Annotated in this window: 18 protein-coding genes; 5 read left to right on the forward strand and 13 right to left on the reverse strand. The window is 68.0% G+C overall.

The genetic code is table 11. The features are described 5' to 3' along the window. Positions 1-80: 80 nt before the first annotated feature. The 4 genes from AC2EBU_RS03810 to AC2EBU_RS03825 all read right to left on the reverse strand — a co-directional run bounded on the left by AC2EBU_RS03810 (position 81) and on the right by AC2EBU_RS03825 (position 3773). Positions 81-1595, reverse strand: a complete 1515-nt coding sequence (locus tag AC2EBU_RS03810) for a Fic family protein (RefSeq protein WP_484609048.1) — start codon at positions 1593-1595, stop codon at positions 81-83. 81 nt (positions 1596-1676) lie between these two features. Then, positions 1677-1802, reverse strand: a complete 126-nt coding sequence (locus AC2EBU_RS03815; RefSeq protein WP_484609049.1) for a hypothetical protein — start codon at positions 1800-1802, stop codon at positions 1677-1679. Positions 1803-2031: 229 nt separating this feature from the next. Next, positions 2032-3225 carry a PQQ-dependent sugar dehydrogenase gene (locus AC2EBU_RS03820; protein WP_484610109.1) on the reverse strand — a complete coding sequence of 398 codons (1194 nt, stop codon included), beginning with the start codon at positions 3223-3225 and terminating at the stop codon, positions 2032-2034. A 59-nt stretch (positions 3226-3284) separates the two neighbouring features. Beyond that, positions 3285-3773, reverse strand: coding sequence for a GNAT family N-acetyltransferase (locus tag AC2EBU_RS03825; RefSeq protein WP_484609050.1), 489 nt, complete (start codon positions 3771-3773; stop codon positions 3285-3287). A gap of 85 nt (positions 3774-3858) precedes the next feature. On the opposite strand from AC2EBU_RS03825, the gene AC2EBU_RS03830 reads away from it, so the two are divergent. After that, entirely contained in the window at positions 3859-5064 is a 1206-nt protein-coding gene (locus AC2EBU_RS03830) for an MFS transporter (RefSeq protein WP_484609051.1), read from the forward strand. A gap of 55 nt (positions 5065-5119) precedes the next feature. Here the strand turns inward: AC2EBU_RS03830 and AC2EBU_RS03835 are convergent, their stop codons facing one another. The 5 genes from AC2EBU_RS03835 to AC2EBU_RS03855 form a co-directional block, all read right to left on the reverse strand. Further along, on the reverse strand, positions 5120-6424 hold the full coding sequence (locus tag AC2EBU_RS03835; protein WP_484609052.1) for an anion transporter: 1305 nt from the start codon (positions 6422-6424) through the stop codon (positions 5120-5122). A gap of 24 nt (positions 6425-6448) precedes the next feature. Beyond that, a complete protein-coding gene (glmM, locus tag AC2EBU_RS03840; RefSeq protein WP_484609053.1) occupies positions 6449-7777 on the reverse strand; it encodes a phosphoglucosamine mutase in 1329 nt (442 codons plus the stop codon). A gap of 96 nt (positions 7778-7873) precedes the next feature. Beyond that, positions 7874-8722, reverse strand: coding sequence for a dihydropteroate synthase (folP, locus tag AC2EBU_RS03845; RefSeq protein WP_484609054.1), 849 nt, complete (start codon positions 8720-8722; stop codon positions 7874-7876). A gap of 65 nt (positions 8723-8787) precedes the next feature. Continuing rightward, positions 8788-10698: an ATP-dependent zinc metalloprotease FtsH gene (gene ftsH, locus AC2EBU_RS03850; protein ID WP_484609055.1), complete on the reverse strand. Its 1911-nt coding sequence runs from the start codon at positions 10696-10698 to the stop codon at positions 8788-8790. 152 nt (positions 10699-10850) lie between these two features. After that, positions 10851-11519, reverse strand: a complete 669-nt coding sequence (locus tag AC2EBU_RS03855) for an RlmE family RNA methyltransferase (protein WP_484609056.1) — start codon at positions 11517-11519, stop codon at positions 10851-10853. 33 nt (positions 11520-11552) lie between these two features. Here AC2EBU_RS03855 and AC2EBU_RS03860 point away from each other — a divergent pair, with 33 nt between their 5' ends. Together AC2EBU_RS03860 and AC2EBU_RS03865 are read left to right on the forward strand one after the other, a co-directional pair. Further along, complete coding sequence (locus tag AC2EBU_RS03860; RefSeq protein WP_484609057.1) at positions 11553-12026, forward strand: YhbY family RNA-binding protein; 474 nt, start codon at positions 11553-11555, stop codon at positions 12024-12026. 20 nt (positions 12027-12046) lie between these two features. Beyond that, entirely contained in the window at positions 12047-12790 is a 744-nt protein-coding gene (locus AC2EBU_RS03865; protein WP_484609058.1) for a glycosyltransferase, read from the forward strand. A gap of 112 nt (positions 12791-12902) precedes the next feature. On the opposite strand, the gene AC2EBU_RS03870 is transcribed toward AC2EBU_RS03865, so the two are convergent. Continuing rightward, on the reverse strand, positions 12903-13145 hold the full coding sequence (locus AC2EBU_RS03870) for a hypothetical protein (RefSeq protein WP_484609059.1): 243 nt from the start codon (positions 13143-13145) through the stop codon (positions 12903-12905). Between the two features lie 86 nt (positions 13146-13231). On the opposite strand from AC2EBU_RS03870, the gene AC2EBU_RS03875 reads away from it, so the two are divergent. Both AC2EBU_RS03875 and AC2EBU_RS03880 read left to right on the forward strand, forming a co-directional pair. Continuing rightward, positions 13232-13510, forward strand: coding sequence for a type II toxin-antitoxin system RelE/ParE family toxin (locus AC2EBU_RS03875; protein ID WP_484610110.1), 279 nt, complete (start codon positions 13232-13234; stop codon positions 13508-13510). A gap of 11 nt (positions 13511-13521) precedes the next feature. Next, entirely contained in the window at positions 13522-13830 is a 309-nt protein-coding gene (locus AC2EBU_RS03880) for a HigA family addiction module antitoxin (protein ID WP_484609060.1), read from the forward strand. Between the two features lie 75 nt (positions 13831-13905). On the opposite strand, the gene AC2EBU_RS03885 is transcribed toward AC2EBU_RS03880, so the two are convergent. The 3 genes from AC2EBU_RS03885 to greA form a co-directional block, all read right to left on the reverse strand. After that, positions 13906-14271 (reverse strand): hypothetical protein, encoded by a 366-nt coding sequence (locus AC2EBU_RS03885; protein WP_484609061.1) that lies wholly within the window; start codon positions 14269-14271, stop codon positions 13906-13908. 195 nt (positions 14272-14466) lie between these two features. Next, positions 14467-14913 (reverse strand): DUF4149 domain-containing protein, encoded by a 447-nt coding sequence (locus AC2EBU_RS03890; protein ID WP_484609062.1) that lies wholly within the window; start codon positions 14911-14913, stop codon positions 14467-14469. A 25-nt stretch (positions 14914-14938) separates the two neighbouring features. Further along, positions 14939-15415 carry a transcription elongation factor GreA gene (greA, locus tag AC2EBU_RS03895; RefSeq protein WP_484609063.1) on the reverse strand — a complete coding sequence of 159 codons (477 nt, stop codon included), beginning with the start codon at positions 15413-15415 and terminating at the stop codon, positions 14939-14941. Positions 15416-15463 lie beyond the last annotated feature (48 nt).

The following is a 15463-nucleotide window of genomic DNA, read 5'->3' on the forward strand; positions in this document are numbered from 1 at the left end:
CCGGCCAGATGGTGGCAGATGTCGCGCTCGAACTCGATCTCGTTGTGGATGGCCATCCGCTTGCTCCCTCGGGTCTGCGCTCAGTCCTGCGCCTTGTCTTCCAGCGGCTCACCACGCATACGGCGGGCCACGGCCGCTTCGATGTCCTCCAGCACGGCGGGCTGCACCCGGTCGGCAAAGCGCTTGCGCCGGTTGTTCGACAGTGTCCCCCCGTTCTGGAAGGCGGTCACGATCAGGGTGGCCAGGTCGCTGCCGCGCAGGTCGTGCCGGGCGTTGATGTGGCGCGCCACCTCGTCGAACAGGCCCAGAAACGCCACCTCCTGCCGCAAGTGCAGGTCCAGCGCGGCCTGCGCCATCTCCAGCATGAACTGAACGCCTTCGGTCAGGTCCATGCTGCGGAACCAGATGTCCGCATCCGCCCGCCACTGGTAGCGGTAGTGGTCGTCGCCCGCCCAGGTCACGTCGCACAGCGCGCGTGCCGGCTTGCTGAACGCCGTCAGTGCCTGCAGGTAGCGGTCTTCGTGCTTTTTCATGGCGACCGAAATCGGCAGCAGAAAACCCGCCGGCAACGCGCCCGACTGCCCCAGACAGTGGTGCACCAGAAAGCGTGACAGCCGCCCGTTGCCGTCCATGAACGGGTGGATGAACACGAACGCAAACGACACCACCGCCGCGTGGGCCAGCGGGTCCAGCCCGGCCGGCCGGTGGTTGGCCAGGTGCGTCAGGTGGTCCATCAGCTCGGCGGCCAGCTCGGGGGGCGGCGGTACATAGGTCACGCCCGCCGCGCCCAGGGCGTCGCCCTGCAGGCGGTTCTGTTCGGTGCGGAACTGCACCGCCTGGTCAAACGGGTTGGTGACGGTCGCGCTCTGCAGCTCCACCAGGTAGTCCTCGCTCAGCGGCCGCCGGTCGTGCGCACGCTGCAGCAGGCGCGCAAACAGCGCCGTCTTGTCGTGGCTGGGCGTTTCCCCCTCGATCGCGTACGACCCTTCGGTCTCGCTCAGGTAGGCCCACGACAAGGCACGCTCCAGCATCTGCGGGCCAATGGCTGCCGCAAACGCCGCCGCCTCGCCCAGCACCTGCGCGTCCAGCACGGCCTGCAGCGCCGGTGTGCGGCGCACCACCGGGCACAGAGGCAGGTCGCCCAGGCCGTTGAAGTCGATGCGCCAGCGCGGGTGCCGCCGCGACGCACCGGTCAGGTATTCCGCTTGGTCAAACAGCGGCACATACACCGCCCGGATGCCGGGGTCGTCCAGCCCCTCAATGGGCCGGCCGTTGAAGGCCTCCCACAGGAATCCCAGCTTGCGCAGATAGGCGCCATTGGGTGTCAGCGCCACCGCCTCGCGCAGGGTCGCATCGTCCACCTGCCGCAAGGCACCGGCCAGGTAGCCCAGGTGCACCCCTTCGTGCTTGATGGCGAACAGCGCCTGGTCCAGCCACCGCGGGGTCGGCGCCAGCCTGGGCGGCACCAGCAAAGCCCCCTCGGGCAGGCGCTGCAGACTTTGCACCGCGGCCACACGCGCCCGGCGCGGCCCCAGGAAGTCCGGGGCGCCAAGCTGTTCCTGTATCCAGGCGTAGCCGAGGGAATGGGCGGTCATGGGCGGTCTGCGTGCAACGGCGGAAAAATCTTCAGCGGCGATACATTTCGTTCATTTTCAGGCCGTTTCCGGATTTTTTTATCAGTCATTGGAGCCGCCGTTCAAAGATTCAGTGCCTGAATCGCCCGGCAGGTCGGCCGGAAAGATCGCCCGGGCAATGGTGTCCTTGAAGGCGTCAGGCAGCTTGAGCGAAGTGGTAGCGGGCATCACGTTATCCAACAGGTAGCACCATGGCAACACCTGAAGCGCGGTGCGGTGCACACCGTTTGGGGCGGCGACGGCAGCGGGACCCTGCCCCAAGCCCCTCAAAACCGAAATTTCGAATGAAACAGGCCAATACCCATCGTGAAATAGTCTTTGTTTGCTATGAACACCATAGTATCCGGATCACGTGGCAATGGCATCCCGCACGTCGATCTTGCCGCCGCGCGCCATCCTAGCGTGGCGCGGGCTCCAGGCGCAGCAGCTGGCCGCGGGGGCTGTCGGTCAGCAGGTAGATCCAGCCGTCCGGGCCCTGGCGCACGTCGCGCACGCGCTCGCCGAGGGTGGGCAACAGCTTCTCCTCACGCCGCACCCGGGGGCCGTCCAGCTCCAGACGGGCGAGGTACTGGAGCTTCAGCGCGCCCACCAGCAGGCTGCCCTTCCACCCCGGCCCGTAGCGCTCACTGGTCACAAACGCCATGCCCGAGGGGGCGATGGACGGTGTCCAGTGGTGCAGCGGCTGCTCCAGCCCGGCTTTTTCGGTCAGGCCTTCGCCGATCGCGCCGCCGCCGTATTGCTCGCCGTAGGTAATGACCGGCCAGCCGTAATTGCGGCCAGGCTCGGGCCGGTTGATTTCGTCGCCCCCCTGCGGCCCGTGTTCGTGTATCCACAACCGCCCGTCCGGGCCCAGCGCGGCGCCCTGGGGATTGCGGTGGCCCAGGCTCCAGATTTCGGGCAGCGCGCCGCTGCGGCCGACGAACGGGTTGTCCGGCGGCACCCGGCCGTCTTTGGTGATGCGGACCACCTTGCCGTGGTGGTTGTCCAGCTTCTGGGCGTCAGCGGCCCGAAAGTACCGTTCGCCCAGCGCCAGGAACAGCGTGCCGTCGGGGCGGCCGTCGACCCGGTTTTCCACGATCCGGCAGCCGAAATGCAGCCGGCTGGCCACCTTGGGCCGCTGGCTGAAAAGTACCCGCACCTCGTCCAGCCGGGTGCCGTCCGCCGACAGCCGGCCCCGCGCCAGCGCCGTGCTGTTGCCGGCACCGCCGTCGGCGGCCGGCTCGGCATAACACCAGTAGAGCGTGCGGTTGTCGGCAAAGGCGCTGTCGGCCACGACGTCGAGCAGCCCACCCTGCCCGCCGGCGGCCACCGGCGGCAGCCCGGTCAATGGGGCGGCCAGCGTTCCGTCCGGCCGGATCAGCCGCATGCGGCCCGGCCGCTCGGTGACCACCATGCCGGCGCCCGGCAAAAACGCCAGTGCCCAGGGGTTTTCCAGCCCCTGCGCCACGGGCACGGCCCGCACGGCCGCCGGGACCGGCACCTCTGCGCGCCCGGCGCCGCTGCCCTGGGCCGCCGCAGGACCGGCAACCCAGGCCGCGAACGCTATACTAAACGTAGCAATAAACGACCTTTTTACGCTGGGTATGGGCATAAAACGCATAAAAAACTCCGTCAAACCGGCGTGAGCGGACATTGTGGCGCAGGCAGCCGTCAATCGAGCCATTTCTGCAGAAACCGGGCCTCGCCCAGGCTGGGGTCCAGCGCGTAGCCGGCAAAACCCACCCGTTCGTACAGTCGCCAGGCCGGCCGGTTGCCGGACAGCACCTCCAGCGTGAGCTTGCAGGCGCCGCGCGCACGGGCGATCTGCGCCACCTGCTCCAGCATCTGTTCGCCCACCCGGCGGCCCCGGTGGCTGGCAAGCACCACCACGTCGTGCACGTTGACCAGCGGTCGGCAGGCAAAGGTGGAAAAGCCCTCCAGGCAGTTCACCAGGCCCACCGGATCGGCGCCGTCGAGCGCCAGCACGCTGAAGGCCTGCGGCCGCGCCGCCAGCGCCGGCACCAGGTTGGCGCGGGCAAATTCGGACAGGGGGGTGCCGCCACCGGCCGGGTCGCGGGCGTAGGCGTCCAGCAGGCTGACCAGCGCGCGGGCGTGGTCGGGGTTGGCATAGTCGGCGGTCAGAATGTGCAGGGTGGTCATGCCGCAAGGGTAACGCGAGCGGCGCCCCGCCGCACGGGCGACACCGGCGGCGCCGGCGGCGGAGGCCATCGTCCACAATGGCCTGATGCGAGATTCCCTCTGGCGCACCGTGGTGGCGCTGGGCACGGCCCAGACGCTGGCGTACGCGTCCACCTACTACCTGCCGGCGCTGGTGGCGGCGCCGATGGCGCGCGACCTGGGCGTGAGCCGCTCGCTCGTGCTGCTGGCGTTTTCCGTGGCGCTGGTCGTGTCGGCCCTGATCGGCCCCTGGGCCGGGCGGGCCATCGACCGGCACGGCGGGCAGCGCGTGCTGCCGTTCACCAGCCTGCTGTTTGCCGCGGGCCTGGTGGCGCTGGCCGCGGCCCAGGGGCCGGTCAGCCTGTTTGCGGCCTGGACGTTGCTGGGCCTGGCCATGGGCGCCGGCTTGTATGAAACGGCCTTTGCGGCGCTGGTGCGGCTGTATGGGCCACGCTCGCGCCAGGCGATCACCGGCATCACACTGATTGCGGGCTTTGCCAGCACCGTGGGCTGGCCCCTGACGGCCTGGTGGTTGACGCTGTGGGACTGGCGTGGCGCCTGCCTGGCCTGGGCGGCGCTGCACCTGGTGCTGGGCTGGCCGCTCAATGCGCGGCTGCCCCGGGGGCAGGCGCCGGTCGCGCCCCCGGCAGCCCTCCATCCGTCCGGGACGGCCGCCCAGGAACCGCGCCCGGCGGCCGGCGCGGGAACGGCCGTGGCGCTGGCGGCGGTGTTCGCCATCGCCTGGTTCATCAGCACCGCCATGGCGACCCACCTGCCGGCCATGTTGCAGGCGGCGGGCCTGGGCCTGGCGGCTGCGGTTGCGGTCGGCACGCTGGTGGGCCCGGCACAGGTGGCCGGTCGCCTGGCTGAATTCGGCCTGATGCACCGCCTGCCGCCGATACGGTCGGCGCAGCTTGCCGCGGCGCTGCATCCGCTGGCCGCACTGGCGCTGCTGCTGGCCGCTGGCCCCGGGCTGGCGGCGGCGGCCCCGGTGTTTGCGCTCCTGCACGGCGCCGGTGTGGGTATCCTGACCATTGCCAAAGGCAGCCTGCCGCTGGCGCTGTTCGGCCCGGCCGGCTACGGCGCGCGGCTGGGCCTGATCATGGCGCCGGCCCGGTTCGCGCAGGCGCTGGCGCCGCCGCTGTTCGGCATCGCCCTGGAGCGCTGGGGCCTGGGCGCCCTGGGGCTGACGGCTGCGCTCGGTCTGGTCGCGCTGGTCATCCTGCTGGGGCTGGGCCGTCGCACCCGGGGCCACGCCACCGCGCCCCGCTGACCGACACCCCGGAGCCCTGAGCCGGACCGAACGGGCGCGCCGCGCCCTGCACCGCTCAGCCTGCCCAGCGAAGCCAGCCCCAGGTGATGGCCAGCGTCAGAAGCGTCACCGGCACGCCAATGGCAGCATGGGCCCGCCAGTCGATGGTGATGCCGGCGTCGCGCGCCAGGTCGGCCACGATGAGGTTGGCAATGGAGCCCACCAGCAGCAGATTGCCCGCCAGGGTGCTGACCAGCGCCAGCAAGACCCCCGCTTCGGCCGACGGCAGATGCGGCAGCAGCAGCATCACCGCCGGCACGTTGGACACCAGGTTGGACAGCGCCACCCCGACCACCAGCAAGACACCGGGCTCGGCCAGGTGCACACCCTGCGCGGCCAGCCAGGCCACCGCCTGCGCCGCCAGACCGGTGGCTTCGAACGCGTGGTTGACGACAAACAGGCCCATGAACAGGATCAGCAGCTCCCAGTCGACAAAGCGCATCACCTCGGACGAGTGAAAGCGCCGGCTGAGCAACAGCACGCCGGCGCCGACCAGCGCAGCCACGTCGCGGGGCCAGTCGGTGAACAGGAAAACCGCCATCAGCGTGGCCGCGACGGTCAGCCCTTTGGCGGTCTGCCAGGCGTCGAACGGGGGCTCGTCGGCCGCGCCGGCACCGGTCACCGGCGCAGCGGCCGAACCCGACGCCGCGCCCGCCGACGCCACGGCGCCCAACCGGGCGCGCCCCGGCCCCCAGGCCAGCCACAGCCACAGCGCCGCCAGGGCCAGCGCCACCGGCGGCAGGGCCTGGCGCAGGTAGTCACCAAAGGGCAGCTGCAGTACCGAGCCGATCAGCATGTTCTGCGGATTGCCGATCAGCGTCGCGGCCGAACCGATGTTGGCCGCGCAGGCCAGGGCGACCAGGAACACCACGGGGTCGAGGCCGCGCCGCAGGCACAGCCGCGCCACCACCGGGGTCATGGCCAGGCAGATGACATCGTTGGAGAACACCGCCGACAGCGCCCCGGCCACCGCGATCAGCGCCGCCAGCAATCCCGCCGGCCCCAGCGGCAGCGCCGCCACCCGCCGTGTCACGGCGGTGTAGAAACCGCCCAGCCGCATCTGCGCGGCCACCACCATGAAGGAGAACAGCAGCACGATGGTCGGCAAGTCAATGGCGCGCGCCGCCTGTTCGACACTCATCGCTCCCAGGCCGATGACGGCAATCGCGCCCAGCAGGGCCACACCGGTGCGGTCCAGCTTCAGGCGCGGCAGGCCGCCGAGGAACATGCCCAGGTAGACCAGCGCAAAGACCGCGGCCACCGCCCAGGGCTCGCCGGTCGTTACACCGGTCATCGCCGGGGTCGCCGCGACGTCTGTCATGGGCGCACCGGCGAACGCGGCGGGTCAGCGCAGCGTGGCGACCAGGCGTTCGGCGGCGTTGCGGGCCACCACGTCGTCACGCGCTTCCACCATCACGCGCAGCAGCGGCTCGGTACCGCTGGCGCGGATCAGCACGCGCCCGCTGTCCCCCAGCTCGGCCTCCACGGCCGCCACTTCGGCCATCAGGCGGGCGTTGCCCTTCCAGTCGTAGCCGCGCGGCATCTTGACATTGAGCAGCACCTGGGGAAACAGGGTCACGCCGTCGAGCAGCTGGGCCATGGTGCGTCCGCTGCCCACACAGGCCTGCAGCACCTGCAAGGCGCTGACCAGGCCGTCGCCGGTGGTGTGACGGTCCAGCACCAGCAGATGGCCGGAGCCTTCGCCGCCCAGAATCCAGCCGTGGCGGTGCAGCTCTTCGAGCACATAACGGTCACCCACGTTGGCGCGCACGAATTTCACGCCCCGGGCCTTGAGCGCCACTTCGACCGCCTTGTTGGTCATGAGCGTGCCCACGCAGCCGGGCACGTCCTCATCACGCGCGATGCGGTCGGCCACCATGAGGTAGAGCAGCTCGTCGCCGTTGAACAGGCGTCCGCTGGCGTCCACCAGTTGCAGGCGGTCGGCGTCACCGTCCAGCGCCACACCGTAATCGGCGCCATGCGCCTTGACGGCCGCCACCAGCGCCTCGGGGTGGGTGGCGCCCACGTTGTGGTTGATGTTCAGCCCGTCGGGCGCACAGCCGATGGCAACGACCTCGGCACCCAGCTCGTGAAACACCTTGGGCGCGATCTGGTAGGCCGCGCCGTGCGCGGCGTCGACCACAATCTTCAGGCCCTTGAGGGTCAGGTCGTTGGCAAAGGTGCTTTTGCAAAATTCGATGTAGCGGCCGGCGGCATCGTCCAGGCGCCGCGCCTTGCCGATGTGGTCCGACTCGGCCCACGAGGGCGGCGCGTCGAGTTCGGCTTCGACGGCGCGCTCCCAGTCGTCGGGCAGTTTGGTGCCCTGGGCGCTGAAGAACTTGATGCCGTTGTCGCGAAACGGGTTGTGGCTGGCGCTGATGACAACCCCCAGGCTGGCGCGCTGGGCCCGTGTGAGGTAGGCCACCGCCGGCGTGGGCACCGGGCCCAGCAGCACGACATCGACCCCGGCCGAGTTGAAGCCGGACTCCAGCGCCGATTCGAGCATGTAGCCGGAGATGCGGGTGTCCTTGCCGATCAGCACCGTGGGGTGGTTTTCGGTGCGGTGCAGCACCCGCCCGACGGCATGGGCCAGGCGCAGCACAAAGTCGGGGGTGATGGGCGACTGCCCCACGGTGCCACGGATGCCATCGGTGCCGAAGTATTTACGGGTCATAACGATCAGGACGGGTGTTGGCGAAACCGGCGATTATCCCCGCAACGCGCCGGCGTTCGATCGAACCACCCGCTGCCGGGGGCCGCACCCCCCTGTTCAGGTAGGGTGACCGCTGCAGGCCTGCCAGACGCGCAGCGCCTGCACGGTCTCGCGCACATCGTGCACCCGAACCACGGCGGCGCCGCGCTCCACGGCAAGCAGCGCGGCCGCCACACTGGGCAGCAGCCGCTCGGCAGGCGGTGTTGCCACGCCATCCACGGCCGTGATGGCTCCCAGCGTGGACTTGCGCGACCAGCCCACCAGCAGCGGAAAGCCCAGATCCGCCAGCGCCCGCTGGCGGGCCAGCAGGGCACAGTTCTGCGCCACCGTCTTGCCAAAACCGATGCCGGGGTCCAGCACGATGCGGGTGTGCTCCACCCCCAGCACCTGCAGCCGCGCCGCGGCCTGCGCCAGAAAGGCCCGCACCACGGACACCGCGTCCCCTTCCATCGGGGCCAGTTGCATGGACTGCGGATCGCGGTGCATGTGCATCAGGCACACGCCGCAGCTGCCATGACGGGCCACCACCAGCGCCGAGCCGGCCTCCTGCAGCGCACGGACGTCATTGATGACGTCGACTCCCCAGTCCAGCACCCGCTGCATGACCTCCGGCTTGAAGGTGTCCACCGACACCGGCACGCCCAGTCTCAGCGCGCCCCGTATCACCGGCTCGATACGCGCCAGTTCCTCGGCCGGGGAAACCGGCGCCGCACCCGGGCGGGTAGATTCGCCGCCGATATCCAGGATGTCCGCGCCCTCGCCCACCAGCTGTTCACAGCGGCGCAGCGCCGCCCGGGGGTCGATGTGCCGCCCGCCGTCCGAAAACGAATCGGGGGTGACGTTGACGATGCCCATCACCTGCGGACGGGACAGGTCGATGCGGAATCGGGAGGTCTGCCAGAACATGAAAACAGGAAAAACGACGGGGCCGAAGCCCCGTCATGATCATTGCACCGTCGTAGCCCCGGCGGTCAGGCCGCCGTGGGGGCCGCGTCGGGCTTGACGGTCGCGCCGCCGCTGCCGCCGCCGGACGACGGCGTGCGTGGCGTGCCGTCCCGGGGTGGCCGCGGATCGCGCCCGGCCATGATGTCGTCGAGCTGGTCGGCGTCAATCGTCTCCCACTCCAGCAAGGCCTTGGCCATGGCATGCATCTTGTCGCTGTGCTCTTCGATCAGGCGGCGGGCCAGACTGTACTGCTGGTCGATGATGCGGCGCACCTCGGCGTCGACCTTCTGCATGGTCTCTTCGCTCATGTTGGTCGTTTTGGTGACCGAGCGGCCCAGGAACACTTCCCCTTCGTTTTCGGCGTAGACCATGGGGCCCAGGGCCTCGGTCATGCCGTAGCGCATGACCATGTCGCGCGCGATGTGGGTGGCGCGCTCGAAGTCGTTGCTCGCGCCGGTGGTCATCTGGTTCATGAAGACCTCTTCAGCAATACGACCGCCGAACAACATGCTGATCTGGTTGAGCATGTATTCCTTGTCGTAACTGTAGCGATCCTGCGCCGGCAGGCTCATGGTCACGCCCAGCGCCCGGCCACGCGGGATGATGGTGACCTTGTGCACCGGGTCGCACTTGGGCAGCAGCTTGCCGATGAGCGCATGCCCGGCCTCGTGGTAGGCCGTGTTGCGGCGCTCTTCCTCGGGCATGACCATGCTCTTGCGTTCCGGTCCCATCAGGATCTTGTCCTTGGCCTTCTCGAAATCCTGCATCTCGACCACACGGGCATTGCGCCGGGCGGCCATCAGTGCGGCTTCGTTGCACAGGTTGGCCAGGTCGGCACCGCTCATGCCCGGTGTGCCCCGCGCGATGATGGCCGGGGCGACGTCCTGGCCGATGGGAATCTTGCGCATGTGCACATTCAGGATCTGCTCGCGGCCACGAATGTCGGGCAGCGTCACATACACCTGGCGGTCAAAACGGCCCGGACGCAGCAGCGCCGCATCCAGGATGTCCGGACGGTTGGTGGCCGCCACCACAATCACGCCGAGATTGGTCTCGAAGCCGTCCATCTCGACCAGCATCTGGTTGAGGGTCTGCTCGCGTTCATCGTTGCCACCACCCAGACCGGCACCACGCTGGCGACCGACGGCGTCAATTTCGTCGATGAAGATGATGCAGGGCGCGTTTTTCTTGGCGTTCTCGAACATGTCGCGCACACGGGCCGCGCCCACGCCGACGAACATTTCCACAAAGTCGGAACCCGAGATGCTGAAGAACGGCACCTTGGCTTCGCCGGCAATACCCTTGGCCAGCAGCGTCTTGCCGGTCCCGGGGGGGCCGACCAGCAGCAGGCCACGCGGAATGCGGCCGCCCAGCTTCTGGAACTTCTGCGGGTCCTTGAGGAAGTCCACCACTTCCTTGACTTCTTCCTTGGCCTCGTCGCAACCGGCCACATCGGCAAAGGTCACCTGGTTGTTGTTTTCGTCGAGCATGCGCGCCTTGCTCTTGCCAAAGCTGAACGCCCCGCCCTTGCCGCCGCCCTGCATCTGGCGCATGAAGTAGATCCACACGCCGATCAGCAGCAGCATCGGGCCCCAGCTGACCAGCAACGTCATCAGCAGCGAGCCTTCTTCGCGCGGCTTGACATCAAACTTCACACCGCCGGCAATCAGGTCACCGACCAGGCCGCGGTCCAGATAGGTCGCGGTGGTGCGGATGCGGCGGTCATCGACGGTCACGGCGGAAATCTCCGTGCCGCCCTGCCCCTCCTGAATGGTGGCGCTCTTGATGCGGTTGCTGCGCACTTCTTCCAGGAAGTCGGAGTAACCCATGAAGCCCGCCCCGGCCGTGGCACGCCCGTCGAACTGCTTGAACACGGTGAACAGCACCATGGCAATCACCATCCAGACGGCAATTTTCGAGAACCACTGATTATTCAAGCAAGACTCCAGTCACAAGGGCACAGACACCAACGCTGCGCAGATGGGTGCCATTTTAGGCGTTTCAAGTCAAGTACCCCGCGTGATCGGGCCCGACAGCCACGGCAGCGGCAAGGATTTGTCGCATCGGGCCGACCGGCCCTTGACGCGGGTCAAGCCGCAGGCGGCGTCTTCAGGCCGATGCCCACCAGAAACGTCTCTGACGACTTGTCGCGCGAGGCCTTGGGTTTGAACGGCTTGACCGTGTGAAACGTATCGCGAAACAGCTGCACCAGCTGCGCATAGCCGCTGCCGTGAAACAGCTTGACCACCAGCGCCCCGCCCGGCTTGAGGTGCTGCACGGCAAAGTCCGCCGCCAGCTCCACCAGGTGGGCAATCCGCGCCGCATCCACCGATTCCACCCCCGACAGGTTGGGCGCCATGTCCGATACGACCACGTCCGCCTTGCGGCCGGCCACCGCGGCTTCCAGCCGGGCCAGCACCTCGGCTTCGCGGAAATCCCCCTGAATGAAGGTCACGCCCTCGATCGGCTCCATCGGCAGCAGGTCCAGCGCGATGATGGTGCCGTCCAGCTTGCCCACCGCAGCGCCGTCCGGCGCCAGCCGCCGACGCACATACTGGCTCCACGCGCCGGGGGTGGAGCCCAGGTCCACCACCAGATGACCGGGCCGGATCAGGCGCAAGGTTTCGTCGATTTCGCGCAGCTTGTAGGCGGCACGGGCGCGGTAACCCTCCTTGGCCGCGAGCTTGACCCACGGGTCGTTGACATGGTCGTTCAACCACGCCTTGTTCACCTTTTTGCTCTTGGTCTTGACTTTCATGGCCCGCCCGGATGGACCGGGGATAATACCCCCATGCCCCAGATCCAACTTACCCCCGCCCAGCGCAAGGTTCACCGTGCCGAGGCCCATCACCTGGACCCGGTTGTCATGATCGGCAACGACGGCCTCACCCCCGCCGTCGTCAAGGAAACCGACGCCGCGCTCAAGGCCCACGGGCTGATCAAGATCCGTGTGCTCGGCGACGACCGCGCCGCGCGTGAATCGGTCTACCAGCAACTGGCCGATACCCTGGACGCCGCGCCCATCCAGCACATCGGCAAACTGCTGGTGTTGTGGCGCCCCAAGCCCGAAAAAGAAAAAACGATCGATGAAGACCGCAAACGCGGCCCGCGCGAGTTCAAAGTCCTCAAGAACAGCAGCCGGGGCGGCCAGCGCCCCGAAGTGAAAATCCTGCGCGTGCTGGGCAACCAGCGCCTGACACCCGGAGGCCAGGTCAAACGCGCCAAACCCAAGCAGAAATCGGTCAAAAAAGGCCGCCACGACTGAGCCACCGCGCCGCTGCCACCATGAGCGAACCCGCCGCGCGCCAGCGCCACGTCATCTGCATGAAATGGGGCACCAAATACGGGCCCGAATACGTCAACCGCCTCTACGCCATGGTGCGCCGGCACCTGCGCGGCGACTTCCACATGGTCTGCCTGACCGACAACCGCCAGGGCATCCGCCCCGAGGTGTCGTGTTACCCCATCCCGCCACTGGACCTGCCCCCCGGCAGCCCCGAACGCGGCTGGACCAAACTGGTCAGCTTCTCCAAAGACCTGCACGGCCTGCGGGGCACCGCCCTGTTTCTGGACGTGGACGTGGTCATCACCGGCGCGCTGGACCCGTTTTTCGAGCAGCCGGGCGAATTCCTGATCATTCACGACTACAAACGCCCTTGGCGCATCACCGGCAACTCGTCGGTCTACCGCTTCGAGCTCGGCGCGCACCCCGACGTGCTGGAGTATTTCCGCACCCATGTGGACGAAGTGCGCGCGAAGTTCCGCAACGAACAGGCCTACCTGTCGGACTTTCTGCACCGCCAGGGCAAGCTGCAATACTGGCCCGCCGCCTGGTGCCCCAGCTTCAAATACCACAGCATTCCGCGCTGGCCCGCCAACTACTGGCAGGCCCCCTCCGTGCCGCCGGATGCCCGCATCGTCATCTTCCACGGCGAATGCAACCCGCCGGACGCCCTGGCCGGACGCCGCAACCGGCGGTTTCGCTACATCCGGCCCGCGACCTGGGTAGCCGAACACTGGCGGGAATAAGCCTCCCGCGCCGACCGGCCGCGCGACGGCGCCCCGAGAGGCCCGAAGTGGCCTGGCGCGGGGGTTTCACGGTCTTTTTGCCCCATACCCAGCGTCAAAAGGTCATTCTTCGCTATGGTTTTTGAGGATTCGTCGGGGGAAGGCCCGCGGGTGCCTGGGGGCGCATGGTGTTCGCCATGCCGCGAATCGCGTCGTCAAAACGCTGGCCCGCTTCGCGGTCGATGCGGTTCATGACCTGCATCACCCGCTGGGGCATCTCGATCACGTGGTGAAAGCCGTCGGGGTAGCGCAGCTTCTCTGCGTTCGGGGCGGAGATTCGACTGGACAGCGTGTCTCTGTTGTCGAAGTACTTCACCTGTAGTCTTCTTTAAATGAGGCAGGCGCCCGGATTTTTCGGTAGAAACGGTTGACGATACTATCGTGTGTCGTTACTATTTCCGCATGATCCTCGATTTCCAGTGTGCCGACACCGAGCGCCTGTTCAACGGCATGCGGGTCAAGCGCTGGGCCCACTTCGAAGCCGTTGCCCTGCGCAAACTGGCCATGTTGAACCGTGCGGCCACGCTGGACGACCTGCGCATCCCGCCGGGCAACCGCCTGGAAATGCTGCAAGGCGACCGCAAGGGGCAGCACAGCATCCGCATCAACGACCAGTGGCGCGTGTGCTTTGTCTGGGCCAACGGCCACGCCGGCCATGTCGAAATCGTGGACTATCACTGAAAGGAAACCCCATGCCTCGCGAAATCCCCTGGCCGCACCCCGGCGAAATCCTGCTGGAGGATTTCCTCAAACCCATGGGTTTGACGCAATACCGTTTGGCCAAGGAAATCGGCGTGCCCCAGCGCCGGATTGGCGAGATCGTCGCCGGCACGCGCGCGGTCACGGTGGACACCGATCTGCGTCTGGCCCGGTTTTTCGGCACCAGTGAAGGCTTCTGGACCGGCCTGCAGGCCGACTATGAACGCGCGCTCGCAAAAGAATCGATGGCCGATGTCCTGGCACGCATCCAGCGCTTCACGCAGGACGAGACCCACGCCTGACGCAATCGGTGTGGGAACGGAAACCGATCCCATCGGGCTCCGCGGACGGGGCCCGCCTGCGCGGCCCCGGCGCCTTCAGCTCGTGCGCAGCCTGGCTGGCAGGCCGATGCTCTTACCGGCCGTTGGCGCCGCAGTGCCCCGCGCCTGTACGGCCAGCGGCCCGAGGAGCGCCGCCAAACCCAGCACCGGCATCAGGCGCCCCAGAGTTACCACCGGCAATGGTTTCAAGCCTTTTTTGTCGGTTCCCAGCGTCATCCGGTCATTTCTTGCTATGTTTTTCTTCATCCTTGATCCCTTTCCCGATGCCCCGTCTGCAAGACAAGCCGCCAGGCGCCCCGCTTTGCCGCCCTGACTGGCCCCCAAACGCCGTTCAAAGCGCTTTTCACGGTCTTTTTGCCCCATACCCAGCGTCAAAAGGTCGTTGTTTGCTATGACCACCATAGCATTCACCGCTCCCGCCCCGCCTCGGCCGCCACCTTCTGCACCGGGCTTGGGCGACGCTTTTTGCGGAGCATGGGTCCGTGGAGGCCGTGCGCGGCGCGGCCGGGGCGCACGGGGGCCATCTTAGTCAGGCCGAAGGGCCTGCAAAAGGAGGAAAAGGGGTACGGTGAGGGCCCGCGCGGGCCGGGGATTGCTTCAGGCGGCGCGGCGCGCGGCGCCCTGGCGCCAGAGCACGGCGGCGGCGCACAGCCATTGCAGGGCGTACAGGCCGGTGCCGACGCTGTGCCACAGGCGCAGGTTCTCGCGCGCCACGATGCGCGGAGCCACGGCAAATTCCACCAGCAGCGCCAGCAGCATGCCGGCCGTGACGAAATGCAGGGCTCGGTCCGGGCCCGCCGCCGCGCGGGCGGCCGGCGCGACGCTGTCGGCCTCCACCAGGAGCTGGCGCCGGTGTGCCATCAACAGCACCAGGCCGCAGGCCAGCGTGACCCAGGTCTGTGCCGCAAACAAGCGGGCCGCGGTGTTGCCCGCCAGAGCCGGTGTGGGCAGGTGGGCAAACAGCAAGGGGACGGCCAGAAAGCCGATGGTGCTCAGGCTGCCCCACCACAGGGCGGCGGCGAACAGGGGCAGGCGGTCGAGCACGGGGGGTGGCGCGCCGGCGGGCGCGTCAGACGTAGGAGACGCCGATGATTTCGTAGCGGCGCAGGCCGCCCGGGGCCTGCACTTCGGCGGTGTCGCCCTCTTCCTTGCCGATCAATGCGCGGGCGATGGGGCTGCTGATGTTGATCAGGCCGAGCTTGAGGTCGGCTTCGTCTTCGCCGACGATCTGGTAACGGACGGTGTCGCCGCTGTCTTCGTCTTCCAGTTCCACGGTGGCGCCAAAGACGACTTTGCCGCCGGCATCGAGTGTGGCCGGGTCGATGATCTGCGCGGCCGACAGCTTGCCTTCCAGCTCGCGGATGCGGCCTTCGATGAAGCCCTGGCGGTCTTTGGCGGCGTCGTATTCGGCGTTTTCGCTCAGGTCGCCCTGGGCGCGCGCTTCGGCGATGGCGTTGATGACCCAGGGACGTTGTACGGTCTTGAGGTCGTGCAGTTCGGCCTTGAGTTTTTCAACGCCGCGTTTGGTGATGGGGATGGTGGCCATGGGGGTCGTTCTCCAAAAGCAAACCGCCGGGCGTTGCCGTCCGGCGGG

The organism is Curvibacter sp. T50 (assembly GCF_057219955.1).